Annotated in this window: 14 protein-coding genes; 11 read left to right on the top strand and 3 right to left on the bottom strand. The window is 33.3% G+C overall.

Going from position 1 to position 17,334, the window contains the following annotated elements; genetic code table 11:
- Positions 1-5 precede the first annotated feature (5 nt).
- Complete coding sequence (galE, locus tag ACKPCA_RS14655) at positions 6-1,040, bottom strand: UDP-glucose 4-epimerase GalE (RefSeq protein ID WP_321279783.1); 1,035 nt, start codon at positions 1,038-1,040, stop codon at positions 6-8.
- A gap of 175 nt (positions 1,041-1,215) precedes the next feature.
- Here galE and ACKPCA_RS14650 point away from each other — a divergent pair, with 175 nt between their 5' ends.
- Positions 1,216-2,163, top strand: a complete 948-nt coding sequence (locus tag ACKPCA_RS14650; RefSeq protein WP_321279782.1) for an HU domain-containing protein — start codon at positions 1,216-1,218, stop codon at positions 2,161-2,163.
- Between the two features lie 71 nt (positions 2,164-2,234).
- Here ACKPCA_RS14650 and metG read toward each other — a convergent pair whose 3' ends face one another.
- On the bottom strand, positions 2,235-4,265 hold the full coding sequence (gene metG / locus ACKPCA_RS14645) for a methionine--tRNA ligase (RefSeq protein ID WP_321279781.1): 2,031 nt from the start codon (positions 4,263-4,265) through the stop codon (positions 2,235-2,237).
- 193 nt (positions 4,266-4,458) lie between these two features.
- Between metG and ACKPCA_RS14640 the strand changes: the two genes are divergently transcribed.
- Together ACKPCA_RS14640 and ACKPCA_RS14635 are read left to right on the top strand one after the other, a co-directional pair.
- Entirely contained in the window at positions 4,459-5,364 is a 906-nt protein-coding gene (locus ACKPCA_RS14640; RefSeq protein ID WP_321279779.1) for a S66 peptidase family protein, read from the top strand.
- Positions 5,364-5,729: a YraN family protein gene (locus ACKPCA_RS14635; RefSeq protein ID WP_321279777.1), complete on the top strand. Its 366-nt coding sequence runs from the start codon at positions 5,364-5,366 to the stop codon at positions 5,727-5,729. The genes ACKPCA_RS14640 and ACKPCA_RS14635 overlap by 1 nt, the downstream gene beginning before the upstream one ends.
- On the opposite strand, the gene ACKPCA_RS14630 is transcribed toward ACKPCA_RS14635, so the two are convergent.
- On the bottom strand, positions 5,726-6,127 hold the full coding sequence (locus ACKPCA_RS14630) for a response regulator (RefSeq protein WP_054722723.1): 402 nt from the start codon (positions 6,125-6,127) through the stop codon (positions 5,726-5,728). The two genes, ACKPCA_RS14635 and ACKPCA_RS14630, sit on opposite strands and share 4 nt — an antisense overlap.
- 436 nt (positions 6,128-6,563) lie before the next feature.
- On the opposite strand from ACKPCA_RS14630, the gene ACKPCA_RS14625 reads away from it, so the two are divergent.
- The 8 genes from ACKPCA_RS14625 (at position 6,564) to ACKPCA_RS14590 (ending at position 17,300) form a co-directional block, all read left to right on the top strand.
- Positions 6,564-6,917 carry an MmcQ/YjbR family DNA-binding protein gene (locus tag ACKPCA_RS14625; RefSeq protein ID WP_321279776.1) on the top strand — a complete coding sequence of 118 codons (354 nt, stop codon included), beginning with the start codon at positions 6,564-6,566 and terminating at the stop codon, positions 6,915-6,917.
- Positions 6,918-6,947: 30 nt separating this feature from the next.
- Positions 6,948-8,120 (top strand): C1 family peptidase, encoded by a 1,173-nt coding sequence (locus tag ACKPCA_RS14620; RefSeq protein ID WP_054722730.1) that lies wholly within the window; start codon positions 6,948-6,950, stop codon positions 8,118-8,120.
- 155 nt (positions 8,121-8,275) lie between these two features.
- Positions 8,276-8,830, top strand: a complete 555-nt coding sequence (locus ACKPCA_RS14615) for an RNA polymerase sigma-70 factor (RefSeq protein ID WP_321279775.1) — start codon at positions 8,276-8,278, stop codon at positions 8,828-8,830.
- A 99-nt stretch (positions 8,831-8,929) separates the two neighbouring features.
- Positions 8,930-10,090, top strand: coding sequence for a FecR family protein (locus ACKPCA_RS14610; protein WP_321279774.1), 1,161 nt, complete (start codon positions 8,930-8,932; stop codon positions 10,088-10,090).
- Between the two features lie 123 nt (positions 10,091-10,213).
- On the top strand, positions 10,214-13,843 hold the full coding sequence (locus tag ACKPCA_RS14605) for a SusC/RagA family TonB-linked outer membrane protein (protein ID WP_321279773.1): 3,630 nt from the start codon (positions 10,214-10,216) through the stop codon (positions 13,841-13,843).
- A gap of 21 nt (positions 13,844-13,864) precedes the next feature.
- On the top strand, positions 13,865-15,286 hold the full coding sequence (locus tag ACKPCA_RS14600; RefSeq protein WP_321279772.1) for a RagB/SusD family nutrient uptake outer membrane protein: 1,422 nt from the start codon (positions 13,865-13,867) through the stop codon (positions 15,284-15,286).
- Positions 15,287-15,288: 2 nt separating this feature from the next.
- Complete coding sequence (locus tag ACKPCA_RS14595; protein WP_321279771.1) at positions 15,289-16,197, top strand: substrate import-associated zinc metallohydrolase lipoprotein; 909 nt, start codon at positions 15,289-15,291, stop codon at positions 16,195-16,197.
- 89 nt (positions 16,198-16,286) lie between these two features.
- Positions 16,287-17,300: a GntR family transcriptional regulator gene (locus ACKPCA_RS14590; RefSeq protein WP_321279769.1), complete on the top strand. Its 1,014-nt coding sequence runs from the start codon at positions 16,287-16,289 to the stop codon at positions 17,298-17,300.
- The last annotated feature ends 34 nt before the right edge of the window (positions 17,301-17,334 follow it).

Here is a 17,334-nt window from a genome sequence, read left to right as displayed (position 1 = left end):
ATGGTTTATTTTTCTTCTTGCGTCATAATGCTTACTTGCCAATTCCAGGCAGAAAGCAAAGTTTCATCAAGACTTTTTTCTGATTTCCATCCCAACTCTCTGTTTGAATATGAGGTGTCTGCATATATCTGCTCAATATCTCCAGCTCTTCTGCCAACTATTTTATGTGGAACTTTCTCTCCTGTTGACCTTTCGAATGATTCAATGATTTCCAGTACAGAAACACCAGATCCCGTTCCAACATTAAAATATTCGTAGTTGGATGCATTTTTATTTTGCAGCAAACGTTCAATGGCAACAACGTGTGCTTTAGCCAAATCTACTACATTAATGTAATCTCTAATGCAAGACCCGTCAGGCGTATTGTAATCATTTCCAAATACGCTAAGTTCAGGGCGAATGCCTGCCACCGTTTGTGTAAGGAATGGAATAAGGTTGTTAGGAACGCCCAATGGCAATTCCCCAATTTTTGAACTTGGATGTGCTCCAATTGGATTGAAATATCTCAAAGCAATTCCTTTCAGTTTAGAATGAGCTTTTGTTGTATCGCGAATGATATCTTCACAAATTGATTTTGTATTTCCATAGGGCGATTCAGCTTCTTTTCGTGGAGTTGATTCCGTTACCGGCAACTTATCAGGCTGTCCATAAACTGTGCATGACGAAGAGAAAACCAAGTTTGGAATATTGTGCTCTTTCATGGCCTCCAAAATATTCATCAACGAGTTTAGGTTGTTGCGATAGTACATCAAAGGTTTTTCAACCGATTCTCCTACAGCTTTCGATGCTGCAAAATGTATAATCGCAGATAAGTTTGGATACTTTTTGAAAAATTCAGCCGTTTCTTCTTCCTTGCTAAGGTCTGTTTTTTCGAATATCGGGCGAATTCCTGTTATGGCTTCAATACCATCCAGAACTTCGATTTTTGAGTTTGACAGATTATCAGCAATTACAACTTCGAATCCACTGTTTTGCAATTCAACAACAGTGTGAGATCCAATATATCCTGTACCACCTGTAACTAAAATTTGTTTCTGCATAATTACAATTCGTCTATCTATTTGATAAGTAAAATTAAGTCCTTTTTTATCGAAATGTTTGTATAATTTAATTAATTTAAAATTAAATATGGAATTTGTTGATTTTTAATTGGTTGGTTCTTGTGTGTAAATAATCCATTTGAGTGACATTTATTTTTAACTATATTTGTCTATTATGCATGAGATATCAAAATACATACAAGATTTATTATTTGTGCACGATTGTGTGATTTTGCCAGGTTTTGGTGGATTTGTAGCGAATTATCGTTCGGCCAGAATTGATGAAAATCTGCAAATGGTTTTTCCTCCATCGAAGGATTTAGGATTTAATCGTAATCTAACACAAAACGATGGTCTTTTGATAAATCATTTGGCAGACTTGGAAAATTTGAGTTATGCCGAAGCTGAGAAAGCTGTGATGTTTTTTGTGGAAAACATTCGAGTGAAAATTCAGCGCGGAGAAAAAGTTGTGATTGATGGGATTGGTTCTTTTTGGAAGGATAGAAAGCATAACTTGCAATTCGAACCATTAGCAAACCTGAATTATTTGGTTGATAGTTTGGGATTGGAACAGCTTGAACTTCCAAAACTGCATAAACCTGTTGAAGAAAGAATTCCTTCGATTGTTGATCATCAGGTAAAAGGATTTTTTACTACCAAAAGAATTTGGTATGCTTCTGCGGCGGCTGCAGTTTTGTTGGCTGTAGCTTTGCTCCCATTGAATTCGGAACGTAAAGCGGTTTTGGATTCAGCTTCGATGGGATTTTCTGGAGATAAAAATTCTTTAACGGAGAATCATGTGCAATTGAAACCTCAAATTTCTCCTCCTGAAGAGTTGGTGAAGTTTGAGCCTAAAATCGAAAAGAATAAAATCTCAGCTAAAATTTCTAAAACTAGTAAAGGAAAATTTTATTTGATTGCTGGAAGTTTTACAACTATTGAAAATGCTAAGATCTTGCAAGAAGAGTTAATCTCAAAATCTTATCCGGCAGTGATCATTAAAAATAAGAATTTGTTCTCTGTTGCAATTAACCAATTCAATAACAGAGAGGCAGTTGACCAATTTAAGAAACAGGCTATAGCAGCCAATCCAAAATCTTCGTATTGGGTATTGAAAAAATAAGAAATAGAATTATCGAGATATAAAAAAAGCGCCTCCCTAAAGGAAGCGCTTTTCTGTTTATATATTTTTTCTTATCCGATTTCAGAACCAGGTTTTACATCTTGATCAGGAGAAACAAAAGATAGTTTTCCATCAGCATCTTCAGCCATTAGAATCATACCTTGCGATTCGATTCCTTTTAGCTTTTTAGGCTCAAGGTTCACCAAAATGCTTACTTGTTTGCCAATAATTTCTTCTGGCTTATAATGTTCTGCGATACCAGAAACCACAGTTCGTTGATCAATACCTGTATCAACGGTTAGTTTTAAAAGTTTCTTGGTTTTTGCAACTTTTTCAGCTTCGATAATGGTACCAACTCTAACATCCATTTTCATGAAATCATCGAAGTTGATGTTTTCTTTTGCTGGAGCAACTGGTTTGTTTGCAGCTTCGTTAGCAGCTTTGGTTGCTAATAATTTATCAACCTGAGCCTGAATGGTTTCATCTTCGATTTTTTCGAACAACAATGAAGCTTTGTTAATTTGATGACCCACTTCAATTACATTTTCACCAATATTATCCCAAGCTAGCGGCTCAATGTTTAAGAATTCTCTTAATTTGTTGGCCGAGAATGGTAAGAATGGTTCCATTAATGTAGAAAGGTTTGTAGAGATTTGAAGACAAATGTTCATGATTGTCTTAACTCTTTCTTCATCTGTTTTTATCACTTTCCAAGGTTCTGTATCTGCAAGATATTTATTTCCTAATCGAGCTAAATTCATTGCTTCTTTTAAAGCTTCACGGAAGTGGTAAGTTTCAAGATTTTTCTCTACTTGAGCTTTGATAGTTGGAATTTCAGCCAATGTTTCTTTATCGAAATCATTAAGCTCTCCTGCAGCAGGAACTTTTCCATCGAAATATTTATGTGTTAGTACCAATGCTCGGTTCACGAAGTTTCCAAGAATTGCAACCAATTCATTGTTGTTTCTTGCTTGGTAATCTTTCCAAGTGAAGTCATTATCCTTGGTTTCAGGAGCATTGGCTGTAAGTACATAACGCAATACATCCTGTTTTTCAGGGAACTCTTCTAAATATTCGTGCAACCAAACAGCCCAGTTTCTTGATGTAGAGATTTTATCTCCTTCTAAATTCAAGAATTCGTTTGAAGGAACATTTTCTGGTAAAATGTACGAACCTTCAGCTTTTAGCATTGATGGGAAAATGATACAGTGGAAAACAATATTGTCTTTTCCGATGAAATGAACCATTTTAGAATCTTCAGCTTTCCAATATTTTTCCCAATCAGGCGTATGTTCTTTGGTTGCTGAAATATATCCGATAGGAGCATCGAACCAAACGTACAAAACTTTTCCTTCTCCTCCTTCTACTGGAACAGGAACTCCCCAATTCAAATCACGTGTAACGGCACGTGGGTGAAGTCCGTTGTCCAACCATGATTTACACTGACCATAAACATTTGGTTTCCATTCTTTGTGTTCTTCAAGAATCCATTGTTTTAAATATGGCTCATATTTGTCAAGTGGTAAATACCAGTGTTTGGTTTCTTTTAATTCTGGCTTGTTTCCAGTGATTGATGATCTAGGATCAATAAGATCTGTTGCATTCAATGAAGTACCACAGCTTTCACATTGATCTCCATAAGCTCCTTCACTTTTACAATGAGGACAAGTTCCAGTTATGTAGCGGTCAGCAAGAAATTGATTCGCTTCTGCATCGTAATATTGCTCGCTGGTTTTTTCAACAAATTCACCCTTTTCGTGCAAAGTCTTAAAGAATTCAGAAGCCGTTTCGTGATGAACTTTATTACTTGTTCTAGAGTAAATATCGAAAGAAATACCAAATTTCTCGAATGAATCTTTAATGATATTGTGATACTTGTCAACAACATCTTGAGGAGTGATACCTTCTTTTTGAGCCTTAATAGTAATAGGTACACCATGCTCATCGGAACCTCCAATTAAAAGAACATCCTCACCTTTCATCCTTAGGTATCTTACATAAATATCGGCTGGAACATATACACCTGCCAGATGTCCAACATGAACTGGACCATTGGCATATGGAAGAGCTGTAGTTACAAGAGTTCTGTTAAATTTCTTCATTTGAGATATTTTTTACACATGGAACAAGAGTTGTAATATCTGTTCCAACTATTATTTTGGTTACTTTTTTAGTTGATTAGCACGTTATTTAGCAAATCGTTGGCAAAGATAAGATAGAATTATCAAAAATATTGTTCTTGCTTTGCATTTTATTCTTAATTTGAACACAGTTTACAATAAAAACTAAATAAATATGTATCAGCCTACTGCTTTAGAAAAAGGAGATAAAATTGGGATCATTTCACCAGCAGGAAAGATAGAGCCGGAAAAAGTGGGAATTGCAGTTACCATGCTTGAGCGTTTAGGCTTAAAGGTAGTTTTGGGTAAGCATGTATTTGATGAGTATCACCAATTTGCAGGGAGGGATTTAAATAGGTTGAAAGATTTTCAGCAAATGCTGGATGACCCAGATATAAAAGCAATTCTTTGTGCCAGAGGAGGATATGGATGCGTACGAATATTGGAACATGTAGATTTTGATTTATTTCTTCGCAAACCCAAATGGATCATTGGTTATAGCGATATTACTGTATTTCATAGTTATTTGAACAATATTCTGGAAGTTGAGAGTTTACATTCTGTAATGCCTATTAATTTTACAGATGATGAAACTGGAAAATCGGTTGAAAGTCTATGTTGTGCTATAATGGGAAATCAGGAGGATTATAGAATTCAATCTCATGAATTGAATCGCTTGGGTATTGCTGAAGGTGAATTGATAGGTGGTAATTTATCTATTTTGTACAGCTTGCGTGGTACAAATATGGATTTTGAAACTCATGGTAAAATTTTATTCATAGAAGATGTAGGTGAGGAATTATATCATTTAGATAGAATGATGCATAACTTAAGAATGGGTGGAAAATTGTCAGAACTTCAGGCTCTAGTGGTTGGCGGTTTTAGCAGCATGAAAGAAGGTGATCCTAAATTTGGAAAATCTGCTTATGAAATCATTAATGAAGCTGTGGAAAACTATTATTACCCTGTTGTTTATGATTTTCCTGCTGGGCATATTAATGATAACTGGACACTACCTCTGGGAAGGTATGTAAAAATAGTGGTGGACGAGAAAGAGGTTAGTTTTTATTGGGATAAATAATGGCAAAGCATAACGAATTAGGTAAATTAGGAGAGGATTTGGCTGTAAAGTACCTGATAGGGATTGGTTACCAAATTCTCGATAGGAATTGGATTTACCAAAAAAAAGAGCTCGATATTGTTGCCTTAAAAGATGATTTTTTGGTTGTTGTGGAAGTAAAATCCCGATCGACAGATTATTTTGAACATCCAGCAGATGCAATTACTTTGTCAAAAATTAAATTTCTTGTAAAAGCTACACAGGCATATGTAGATTTAAAAGAAATTAAACAAGAAGTTAGATTTGATGTTGTTAGCGTAGTTAAAAAAGGAGAGAGGTACGAAATAGAACACATCGAAGATGCATTTATTGCGCCAGTAGATTAGTCAGCAAGGTATTTATCAATTGTTGCTAGTAATTCTTCAAAACGAATTGGTTTTGCAAGATAGTCATCACAACCAGCATCTAAAATGCGTTCACGATCACCTTCCAATGCATAAGCAGTTTGAGCAATAATAGGAATTTTGCTGTGTCGTTTTTTAATTCTTCTGGTGGCTTCACAACCATCCATTATTGGTAAGCGAATATCCATTAATATAACGTCAACGTCTTCCGTAACATCTACTATGTCAACAGCTTCTTTGCCATTTTTTGCCCAAAGCAATTCAGATTCGGTTCTACTTAATGCAGCATCAAAGAACATGTTATTGATTTCCTCGTCTTCGACGATGAGAATTCGCTTGTCCTTCCAATTATATTTTTGAGTGTAACTAACTTGAGTCATAACTAAATCTACTTTTAAAAAGCGTTTTGAATGGTATAAATATACGAAATCAAGACTAGTTTTAAAAAAAAATCATTTTAAGAGCTCTTATTCGGAATTTCAGTAATATGTGGTAAAACTCAGTGAATTGGGAGTGTTTGTGGTGAAGTATATGAATTCTTAAACAAGAATAAATGAAACATAATTCGAGATAACAGAGAGCTTGAGTGGAGCTTTGTTTTATGTTGATAAACGATTATTATTTCTTAGCATTCAAATGATATCGTTTTGTCAAAATTGAATGAAGTTAAGAAAGTAATTTTTACATTTTGCAAGTAGTTTACTAGTAGGAGAATAAATTTTCCGTTAGAATATTAAAGTGCGATTACAGATATCTTTAAAACTCGTTATATTTGTTAGTCTTCAATTGTACAGATTTTTAATAAACGATTAAATCATGAATATCGAAGAATTAAGACTGTATTGTCTATCGAAAAAAGCCGTTACCGAGAGTTTTCCTTTTGATGAAGAAACTTTGGTATTTAAGGTTTTAGGTAAAATGTTTTTGCTTACAAATATCAATCAAGAATTGAGCATTAATGTAAAGTGTGAAGAAGACCTTGCAATAGAATTAAGAGAAAGATATGCTGCAGTGCTTCCAGGATACCATATGAATAAAAGGTATTGGAATACTGTTAAGATTGATGGAAGTGTATCTGATGATTTAATAAAAGAGTGGATTGATAAATCGTATAAGTTGGTTGTTGAAAAAATGCCGAAAAAGAAACAGTTAGAATTAGAGAACTTATAAGAATATACCTTTGAACTTAAACACAAACAAATGAACAAATTAATCCTTACACTGTTGTTGATAAGTGGTTTGCATGTGGTAAACGCACAGGAGCAACAGGATGAAAAGAAATTTACTACTATTACTGAAGTAAAGACTACACCAGTTAAAAATCAACAAAGTACAGGTACTTGCTGGAGCTTTGCAACTACTTCATTTATTGAAACAGAATTATTGAGAATGGGTGCTCCAGAATTGGATTTATCTGAAATGTATATTGTGCGTGAGGCCTATTCAAAAAAAGCAAAACGCTATTTTCGATTGCATGGAAAAGGTAACTTTAGCGAAGGAGGACAAGCTCATGATGTAATGAATGTTGTAAAAACTCATGGATTTGTGCCGGAATCAGTTTATTCTGGCAATCAGTATGAGGGAGATTTTCACATTCACAGAGAAATGGTGAAATCGACAAAAGCCATGTTGGATGAAATTGTTAAAAATCCTAATAAAACAATTACACCGGTTTGGTTTTCATCGGTAAATGGTGTTTTAGATATTTATATGGGAAAACTGCCGGAGTCTTTCGAGTACAATGGAAAAGAATATACTCCGCAAGAATTTGCAAAAGAAGTTGGTTTTAACTCTTCTGATTATGTAGAGCTTACATCATACAACCACCATCCTTTTTATTCAAAAATTAATCTTGAGATTCCGGATAATTGGTCGGATGATTTATATTATAATGTACCAATCGATGAATTGATGGAGGTTATGAATTACGCCTTAGAAAATGGATATTCTGTTTGTTGGGACGGTGATGTAAGTGAAAAAGGTTTTTCGCATAGAAATGGATATGCTGTATTACCAAATGTTAAGGAAACAGATATGAGTAACTCTGAAATTGCGAAATGGGAAGAGGGTGTTGAGAATAAAACAGAAAAGAATAGAGCAAACACCAATGAACCAAAAGTAACACAAGAATTGCGTCAAAAAACTTTTGATAATTTCCAGACAACTGATGATCATTTGATGCATTTAACTGGTATTGTTAAGGATGAAAATGGAACGCTTTATTACAAGACCAAAAATTCTTGGGCTGATGACAGCAATAAATTTGGTGGCTATTTAAATATGAGTGAAGCATACGTTAAGTTAAAAACAGTTGCCATAATGGTTCATAAAGATGCCTTGCCAAAGCATTTGAAGAAAAAATTAGACTTATAAAAAGGTCTCATAACATTAAAAGAGGGTGTCTGTTTTAGGCACTCTTTTTTTATTGTATAGCACGCGATTCAATTGGTTTATCTAATTGAAAATATACGATTATTGAATTCTGAAATTATTTTATAATATTGTCTGTCCATTTGTAATTAGAATCCATGTCAACAACTGCTAATATATCCATTGATAAATTCAGAAGTGGAAGTCAATCTGCTTTTAGGGATTTATATGATAAATATTACGAGGCATTGTTTTTATTCGGCCAAAAATATATAGCTAATAATGAAGCTGTTGAGGATCTGGTTCAAGAGAGTTTCATAAAAGTTTGGGAAAAAAAATCTTCCTTTTATCATGAGGCACCACTCAAAGCCTTTTTATATAAAACGGTTCGTAATTCATGTTTAAACTATCTGGATCACCAAAAAGTTGAGCGAAATTACGAAGTTCAGGCGAAGACTGATATTTTAAGTGAGGATTATTTTTTAAATAATGTTATTGAAGAGGAAGTGAACAGGATCATTGCAGATACAGTAGGAAAACTTCCTGAATCGGCGAGAGCTATTTACTTATTGAGTTTAAAGGGTCTAAAAAATGCAGAAATTGCAGAAGACCTGAATATTTCTATAAATACAGTGAAAACCCAAAAACAAAGAGCTAGTAAGTTCTTGAAAGAGAATCTAAAAGATTTATTTACGATGTTGATGTTTTTGTAAAAAAAATATCCAAGAATTACAAAGGTGACAAAATTAACGATGTTTGTCACCCTTTTTTTGAGAGAAACTGTTATAGTACATGTAAATGCAAAAATGAAGATGAAGGATTTAAATTCAGGATTTAAAATTGCTGATTTAATTGTTAAACGATTGGAGAATCGATTAACTGAAGAGGAATTTCAGTACCTGGAGGAATGGAAGCAAGCAAATGAAGAAAATGCAATTCTGTTCCATAAACTTTCTATGGATCCCGAAAGGCAATATTTGGAAAGAGAATTAAAATTGGAGCAATCCAATAAAAGAGCTAATTGGGATAAAATTCAGGCTAAAATTAAAAATGAAAGGGTTAGAAAGTTAAAAGTTAACTTTTTAAGAGCTGTTGCAGTGCTTATTCTTGCAATTGGATCTACACTTTTCTTTACCAACTTGCTGGATAATAATCTTTCAAATATTATTGGTCCGGGAACACAGCAGGCTATACTGATAACAAGCGATGGTGAAAGGTATCAGCTTAACGAGGAGGTTACAATTAAAGAAGGTGATGTATTTATTTCAAATAAAACTCAGGAATTAATTTATCAGAAAAAATCAAATATTACCAAATCACAATTAACCTACAATACAATTATTATTCCCAGAGGGGGGGAATATAAGTTGACACTAATGGATGGAACCAGAATATGGCTTAATTCCAATTCGAAACTACGGTTTCCATCAGAATTTGGATCGGGGATAAGAAAAGTTGAGCTTAAAGGGGAAGCCTTCTTTGAAGTAGCTAAGGATTCTGTTCATCCATTTGTTGTCAATGCGAATAAAGCACAGGTTAAAGTTCTTGGTACTTCATTTAATGTTAATGCCTATTCCGATTTAAATGAAATTGTAACTACATTGGTTGAAGGTAGAGTTGAAGTTAGTGATACTTTGTTTGGAAACAAGGTAAAATTGTTGCCAAATGAACAATATCGTTTTAATAAATTAACTGGGAAAACATTAAAGCAGATAGTTGATACTGAAATTTATACTGCTTGGAAAGATGGAAGGTTTGTTTTTGAAAATGAGAGTTTGGAAGATATAATGACAAGACTTTCAAGATGGTACAATGTAGATGTTTCCTTTTTAAACGAGTCTGTTAAAAAATTAAGATTTTCAGGAGATCTGACTAGATACGATAATATCGATCAAATATTAGAGTTGATTGAGGTTACACAAAAAGTGAAATTCACAATAAAGGATAGAGCCCTTTTGGTTGAAGAAGTTTAAAAAAAAACCGAGATTTGCTGCTACAAATCTCGGTCAAAGCCAATAAACACTACTATCACTAGAAGTGTAATACTAACCAAATCACAACTCAAAAATATTAAAAAAAATCGGAATTAGAGGTTTATGCAGAAAAGAAAAGAGTTTTTTGCAATAAGACTCCTGTTTTTCTTCTTTCTGTTTGTGTGTTTTGGACAAAAATCTAAAGCATTTCCACAAGAGGAAAGGTTAGAGTTGCGAATGAAAGGTGCAAGTTTGATTGAGGTAATGTCCGAAATCAAAGAAAAGACCAATTATACATTTTTGTATAATGTAGATGATATTAAGAAAATTCGCAATATTAATCTTTCTGGTATTCCTAAAAGTGTAAGGGAAATTCTTCAAGAATGTTTAACCGAATCTGGTTTGACATACGAAATTCGTGATAAGGTAATTATAATTAAGCCTGATCCCAATGCTAATAGCGCAGACTCAAAACTTCAAAGAACGATTAAAAAAGTAAAAAAGCTTTATGGGAATGTTACCGATAATAGAGGTATGATTTTGCCAGGTGTATCTGTTCTGATAAAGGGAACTTATTTTGGTACATCTACTGACATTAATGGTAATTATTCCTTTGTTACGTCTAATGATCCTGATATTATATTAGTGTTTTCGTTTATAGGAATGAAAACCAAAGAGGTGAGTGTTGGTGAATTGGAAAAAATAGATGTAGAGTTGTTTCCATCTGATGAGAAACTGAGTGAAGTGTTGGTTACAACTGGGTTTCAGAAAATTGACAGAAACTTATTTACTGGATCGGCCAATAAGTTAAACCAAATTGATATTGCTTTAAGTGGAATTGCAGATGTTAGTCGATCACTACAGGGGCACATAGCTGGAGTGCAAGTAGACAATATTTCCGGAACTTTTGGAATATCTCCTATTGTACGAATTAGAGGGAAAGCATCAATAAATGGGAGCAATAAACCTTTGTGGGTGATTGATGGTGTAGTTCAGGAAGATATTATAGAGTTGACAAATAATGATTTAGCATCTGGTAATCTTTCTACGGTCTTGAGTTCTGGTGTAGTTGGTTTAAATCCTGATGATATTGAATCATTTCAGATATTAAAAGATGCTTCTGCTACTGCATTGTATGGTGCAAAAGCAATGAATGGGGTAATTGTAATTACTACTAAAAAAGGAAAAACAGGCAAATTAAAAGTTACCTATTCAGGAAGTGCAATTGTAAGACAAAAGCCCAATTATTCACAGTTCGACATATTATCTTCAGATGAAGAAATGGAAGTTTATAAAGAGTTGTATGATAAAGGTTGGATTGATATTGCCAAAGCAGCATCGGCAGCAAACCATGGAGCCATGAGCAAAATGTTTTATGAGATTGCTAACAATAATGTAAGTTGGGGACCTGATGGAGGCTTGAATTATCAGTTCCTATCAAAATATGCCAATTCGAATACAGACTGGTTTGATGTTTTATTTCGAAATTCTTTATCACAACAGCATTCCTTTAGTATTTCTGGAGGATCGGATAAATCCAGATATTATACTTCTATTGGATACTATACTGATGAAGGACAAACTTTAGCTGATGAGGTTAAAAATTATACTGCATTGGTAAAAGGGGATTTTGATGTGTCAAATCGCTTGAAATTGGGATTTAAAGTATCAGGTAACATAAGAGATCAAAAATTGCCAGGATCAAAAGATAGAAAGTTTGAACCCATTGATGGACTTTATGAGCGTAATTTTGATGTAAACCCGTATAATTACGCACTGTATACTAGTAGAAGTATTAGACCTTTCGACGATAATGGCAATTTAGAGTATTTTAGAAGGAATTATGCTCCTTTTAATATTCTTTATGAATTGGATCACAATTATGTAAATGTAGATGTAGATGATATTTTGTTTCAAGGCGAAGTGCAGTATGCTATTACTTCTAAATTGAGGTTTAGATCTATTTTTCAAGGACGTTGGGTAAATACGTTACGGGAGCAAAAGATTCATGAAAAATCTAATCATGCAGAAGCATATAGAGCTGATGATCCTTTGTTTGTTAATAGTAATAATTTTCTTTTTGATGATCCAGATTACCCAGAAAAAGAGCCTTATACGGTTTTGGATCAGGGAGGATTTTATAATACTACTAAAAATTCATTGACAAGTTATTTTATCAGAAATATAATTGATTGGAATTTAAAATCAGATCAGGATCATATTGTAAAGTTACTGTTCGGACAGGAAATTAGATATACAAATAGAAAAGAAACTCACAATGAAATTTGGGGGTACTTATACGATCAGGGAGGAATTAGCATTACAAATCCAATGGTTGCAAAATATCTAAAATTTCGTGATCAAACAGATTATTACAGAAAGAAAGAAAAGTACAGGTTTGCCGGAGTATTTTTAACCGGAGCATATTCTTACAAAGGAAAATACATTCTGAATTCTACTTTTAGGTACGATGGAGATAATCGACAAGGGAAAAATAGTGATTCAAGATACCTACCTACTTGGAATGTTAGCGGAGCTTGGAATATTCATGGTGAGAACTTTATGAAGTCGATTGGTTTTGTGGATCGCTTAAAGTTAAAGGCAACTTACGGATTATCTGGCGATAATGGAATTGGGGCAAGTCCATCTTTAATTTTAAAGACAGGTGAACCTTTGAGACCGAATGATGAGGATGGAGAAGATGTTTTATATATAGATGAGTTGGCCAATAGAGATCTTACCTGGGAAAAATTGTATGAATTTAATTTAGGTATGGAATTAGAAATCTTAGATGGAAGATTTTATACTGATATTGAGTATTTCAGAAGAAGATCTAAAGATTTACTTGGTTTTGTTACTACAAGTGGTGTTGGTGGAATAAGAAAGAAGTATGGTAATGTTGGCGAAATGAAAATTAATGGAATTGAATTTACTCTTAGCACTCAAAATGTTAAAACAAAAAACTTTAATTGGGATACCCGTTTAACTTTTAGCTATGCCAAGGATAAAATTATCAAATACTATGATGAACCTAGAATTGCAGATGCAATTCAGTCATTAGGAACAAATCTCAAAGGTTATTCTTCCAATAGTTTATTTTCTATCCCATTTGCAGGATTAGATAGTAATGGAGTTCCTCAATTTTACGGATCAAATGGTAAAACCATTCAAAAGCTTAATTTACAGAAAAGGATAGATATTTTGAAATATCTGAAATATGAGGGCCCAACGACGCCCAAAGGTTTTGGTGGGCTGGAAAATATTTTTCATTATAAAAATTGGACCTTATCAATAGGTTTAAATTACCGATTTGGAAATAAAATCAGGCTTGATGATGCATTCAGTAACAGCTATGATGATTATTCAAGTCTTCCGGGAGGACTTAAAAATCGTTGGAAAAAAGCTGGTGATGAGAATAGAACTAATATTCCGGTGATATTAACACGATGGAAATCTGAAGAATTAAATGATGCTGGATTAAATCCATATCAACTTTATAATAAAAGTACTGCTCGTGTAGCAGATGGAAGTTTTGTACGACTCAAAAATATTGGTGTAGTATATCAATTGCCCAAATCTTGGCTGGATTCAATGAATTTGAGTTCGGCAAATTTAAAATTTCAGGCATATAATATTGCCTTGCTTTATTCGGATAAAAAGTTAAATGGTGTTGATCCTGAGTTTTTTCAATCAGGAGGAATTTCACTTCCTATGTCCAGAACTTACAGTTTTTCTGTTAACTTAGCCTTCTAAGCTTAAACTGATAGCTCTTTCATGAATAGACTTTTTGGCATATTACTTCTAACTGTACTTTCAATTTCTTGTGATTCTTATCTTGATGAAAATCCAGATGACAGAAAGGAGTTGCAAACAGTTAAAGATGTTGCCAAGTTAGTTGCCAACTCGTACAATGAGAGTACTTATCTTTTTATTGAATGGATGACTGATAATGTATCAGCGATTCCTGATAATACCCAAAGAGATCATATGACAGAAGCTTTTCAATGGGTTTCAATGGATTCTTACGAAGCTCAGGAATCTACTACTTATTTTTGGGAAAATACATATTATGCAATTGCCCATTGTAATGAGGCTTTGGCTGTTATCGATAAAGTTTCAGGTGATGATGATTATAGAGCTGTAGTAAGAGGTGAGGCATTAATATCAAGGGCTTACAATCATTTTATGCTGGTGAATGTTTTTTCTAAACATTATAAAGAGGAAACAGCGGAATACGATCTTGGCATTCCTTATGTAGAAGTAGTAGAAGATGAAATGTTTAAAAACTATTCAAGGGGTTCGGTTAAAGATGTTTACGATAAAATTGAAAAAGATTTAATTACCGGACTCTCATTATTAAAGGATGATTATTTTACAGGATCAAAAAAATATCATTTTACAAGGAATGCAGCCTATGCTTTTGCTGCAAGATTTTACCTTTTTAAGAAAGATTATTCAAATAGTTTAAAGTACTGTAATTTGGTTCTCGGAGACGATCCAGCTGTTTATGTTAGGGATTTATTTAAAATTTATCAAGGGACTACTTTTGATGAAATGGCAGCCAAAAATTCTGATGTAAAAGAAAAGTCTAATCTAATTGTATTAAGAAAAGAATCGTTTTATGCCAGGGCCAATTATGGTTACAGGAGTGACACTAAAATCTTTAATGAACTATTTAATAATAATATTCAAGGCGAACTAGATGTTAGGGATCAGCGATGGAATTATAATACTGAAGCTGTTGTTGTTCCAAAATACCATGAGTTGTTCCGCTATACAACCTCCAGTACAGGGTTTCCCTATTTTATTCAAAGTGAATTAAAAGGAGAAGAGGTACTTTTGAATAGGATGGAATGTTACATTATGCAAGGAGAATATGAAATTGCATTAAATGATTATCATACTCTTGCGGCTAAGAGATATTTAGACGGAGGCAAACTTGATCTGAATAAGATTAAAGAGTATTATTCTTTGTCAGATATAAAAAATGCCATGAAACATTTTTTATTGGATGAAAGAAGAAAGGAATTTTTAGATGAAGGATCAAGATGGTTTGATATTAAAAGATTCGAACTTTCGATTACGCATAAAGACATTCAAGGCAATACTTTTCAACTTATTCCGAATGATATAAGAACAGCCGTACAAATTCCACAATCGGCCATCGTGAATGGATTAATCCCTAACCCGAGATAGTGATGATATATAGGAATTTTGACATTGGATTTTTTTCAATAGGTATTGTCATCGCAATATTAATTACAGCTTGTAATAAATCCGAGGTTGTTGATTATAAAGCCCCAGATATAAAATTGTCTAATCATCCAAATAATGTTTATATCAGGGAAAATATTCTGAACAAATATGGTACTGCTATACGATGGGAATGGGATCAGCGGTTTTTAAATAAAGATCAATCGGCAGATCCTATTAAAGAAGATTTGGTTATTCCGGTTACTAAATTGATAGAGGAGCTTTGGATAAAACCTTTTCTTGTATTGTCAGAAGATTCAAAATTATTCATTCAGGAATATATGCCTAAAGAGTTGGTGTATATTGGATCATATATTTTTGAAAGTGATGGAGAAATAATATTTGGGTATGCTGAAAATGGTGCAAGAGTAAGTTTAATAAATTTGAATGCCTTTGATTTAGACGATCGAATTTGGTTAGAAAATCAATTGATAACAATGCATCATGAATTTTCCCACATTGTACATCAAAAAATGGGATTACCTAATGGGTACAATAACATTTCGCCTTTAGGATATGTTGGAGAAGGTTGGCGAAATGGTGTGTCATTATCAGATGCGATTAAAAGAGGGATGGTGAGTGCTTATGGAACGAGAAATCAATTTGAGGATTTTGCTCAGCTTACGTCACACTTTTTGGTTCAGGATACAGTATATTTTAATTCGACTTACATTAAAGATTGGAATTGTGAGGATTTTTCTGATCCCAATTTATGCGTGGAATTAAATAAAGGGAAGAAATTGATAAGCCGAAAGTTAGAATTGATTAGGAAGTTTTATTTAGAGGAATTTAGCATTAATATTGATGAGTTAAGGGATACGATTCAAAGCAGAATGTCCGCTTACAAGAATTAATCAAGAATTATTCATTTACCATACTGGTTCGTATCAGTTGGGAATTTATTACCTTTGTATTTATACTTTTCCAAATAAATACAATTAAGATGCCTTCTAAAATATTTAATGTAACTACTGATTCGGGCACTCCGAAATACAAACAACTTATTCTCTCTTTGCTGCAATCTATTGATAAAGGACTTGTAAATGTTGGGGATCGGATCCCTTCCATTAATGCAATCTGTAAAGAGTTTGGTTTATCCAGAGATACCGTTCTTGTTGCATATAATGAGTTAAAAATTAGAGGAGTTATTTCTTCAGTTCCAGGTAAAGGTTACTATTTGGCAAGTACTTCAACTCGATTTAAGAAGAATATCTTTCTTCTATTCGAGGAATTTAATGTATTTAAAGAGATATTATACAATTCCTTTATTGAGAATTTAAACGACAAGGCAAACGTTGATATTTATTTCCATCATTTTAACCGTAAAGTTTTTAAAGAGTTAATTGATAACAACAATGGAAAGTATACTTCATATATAATTATGCCTGCAAAATTTAATGATGCGTATAATGTATTACAACAGTTGCCTGAAAATGAAGTTTATATTCTCGATCAAACTAATGCTGCGTTAAAAAAACATTATCCTGCCGTATATCAAAATTTTGAAAAAGATGTATTTAATGCGCTGGAATCAGGACTGAACCTATTGGAAAAATATAAGAAAATCTATTTTGTTTATCCAGGAGGAAAAGAACCAGTAGGACAGTTGAAAGGCTTTAAAAAGTTTGCTACTCACTATCAGGATAAGTGGGAATTAGAGGTAATTGAAACTTTGGAAAGTCATAAAATTAAAAAGGGTGAGGTTTATATAGTTCCAAACGATAATGATTTGGTTACTCTTGTAAAGGAAGCTAAATCTGAGAAATTGAAAATAGGTTCTGATTTGGGGATAATTTCTTATAACGATACGCCATTAAAGGAAGTTGTTGCCAATGGAATTACTACAATTAGTACAGATTTTAAAGAAATGGGTAGAATATTGGCTGATATGGTTATCAACTCTAAAAATGAATTGATAGAAAATCAGTCTAGGTTGATAAGAAGAAATTCCTTATAATAAAAATACTTACGAAAGGTATGAAGCTCTGGTT

This window comes from Marinifilum fragile (genome assembly GCF_963677365.1).
Taxonomy (GTDB): domain Bacteria; phylum Bacteroidota; class Bacteroidia; order Bacteroidales; family Marinifilaceae; genus Marinifilum; species Marinifilum fragile.
This window is presented reverse-complemented; position numbering and strand designations above follow the sequence as displayed.

What these genes read in the sequence shown, in the direction of transcription:
- ACKPCA_RS14625 (WP_321279776.1), top strand. Translation starts at nt 6,564, where the DNA reads ATGAATATCGAAGAATTAAGACTGTATTGTCTATCGAAAAAAGCCGTT.
- ACKPCA_RS14615 (WP_321279775.1), top strand. Translation starts at nt 8,276, where the DNA reads ATGTCAACAACTGCTAATATATCCATTGATAAATTCAGAAGTGGAAGT.
- ACKPCA_RS14590 (WP_321279769.1), top strand. Translation starts at nt 16,287, where the DNA reads ATGCCTTCTAAAATATTTAATGTAACTACTGATTCGGGCACTCCGAAA.
- ACKPCA_RS14595 (WP_321279771.1), top strand. Translation starts at nt 15,289, where the DNA reads ATGATATATAGGAATTTTGACATTGGATTTTTTTCAATAGGTATTGTC.
- ACKPCA_RS14650 (WP_321279782.1), top strand. Translation starts at nt 1,216, where the DNA reads ATGCATGAGATATCAAAATACATACAAGATTTATTATTTGTGCACGAT.
- ACKPCA_RS14630 (WP_054722723.1), bottom strand. Translation starts at nt 6,127, where the DNA reads ATGACTCAAGTTAGTTACACTCAAAAATATAATTGGAAGGACAAGCGA.
- galE (WP_321279783.1), bottom strand. Translation starts at nt 1,040, where the DNA reads ATGCAGAAACAAATTTTAGTTACAGGTGGTACAGGATATATTGGATCT.
- ACKPCA_RS14640 (WP_321279779.1), top strand. Translation starts at nt 4,459, where the DNA reads ATGTATCAGCCTACTGCTTTAGAAAAAGGAGATAAAATTGGGATCATT.
- ACKPCA_RS14635 (WP_321279777.1), top strand. Translation starts at nt 5,364, where the DNA reads ATGGCAAAGCATAACGAATTAGGTAAATTAGGAGAGGATTTGGCTGTA.
- metG (WP_321279781.1), bottom strand. Translation starts at nt 4,265, where the DNA reads ATGAAGAAATTTAACAGAACTCTTGTAACTACAGCTCTTCCATATGCC.
- ACKPCA_RS14610 (WP_321279774.1), top strand. Translation starts at nt 8,930, where the DNA reads ATGAAGGATTTAAATTCAGGATTTAAAATTGCTGATTTAATTGTTAAA.
- ACKPCA_RS14620 (WP_054722730.1), top strand. Translation starts at nt 6,948, where the DNA reads ATGAACAAATTAATCCTTACACTGTTGTTGATAAGTGGTTTGCATGTG.
- ACKPCA_RS14600 (WP_321279772.1), top strand. Translation starts at nt 13,865, where the DNA reads ATGAATAGACTTTTTGGCATATTACTTCTAACTGTACTTTCAATTTCT.
- ACKPCA_RS14605 (WP_321279773.1), top strand. Translation starts at nt 10,214, where the DNA reads ATGCAGAAAAGAAAAGAGTTTTTTGCAATAAGACTCCTGTTTTTCTTC.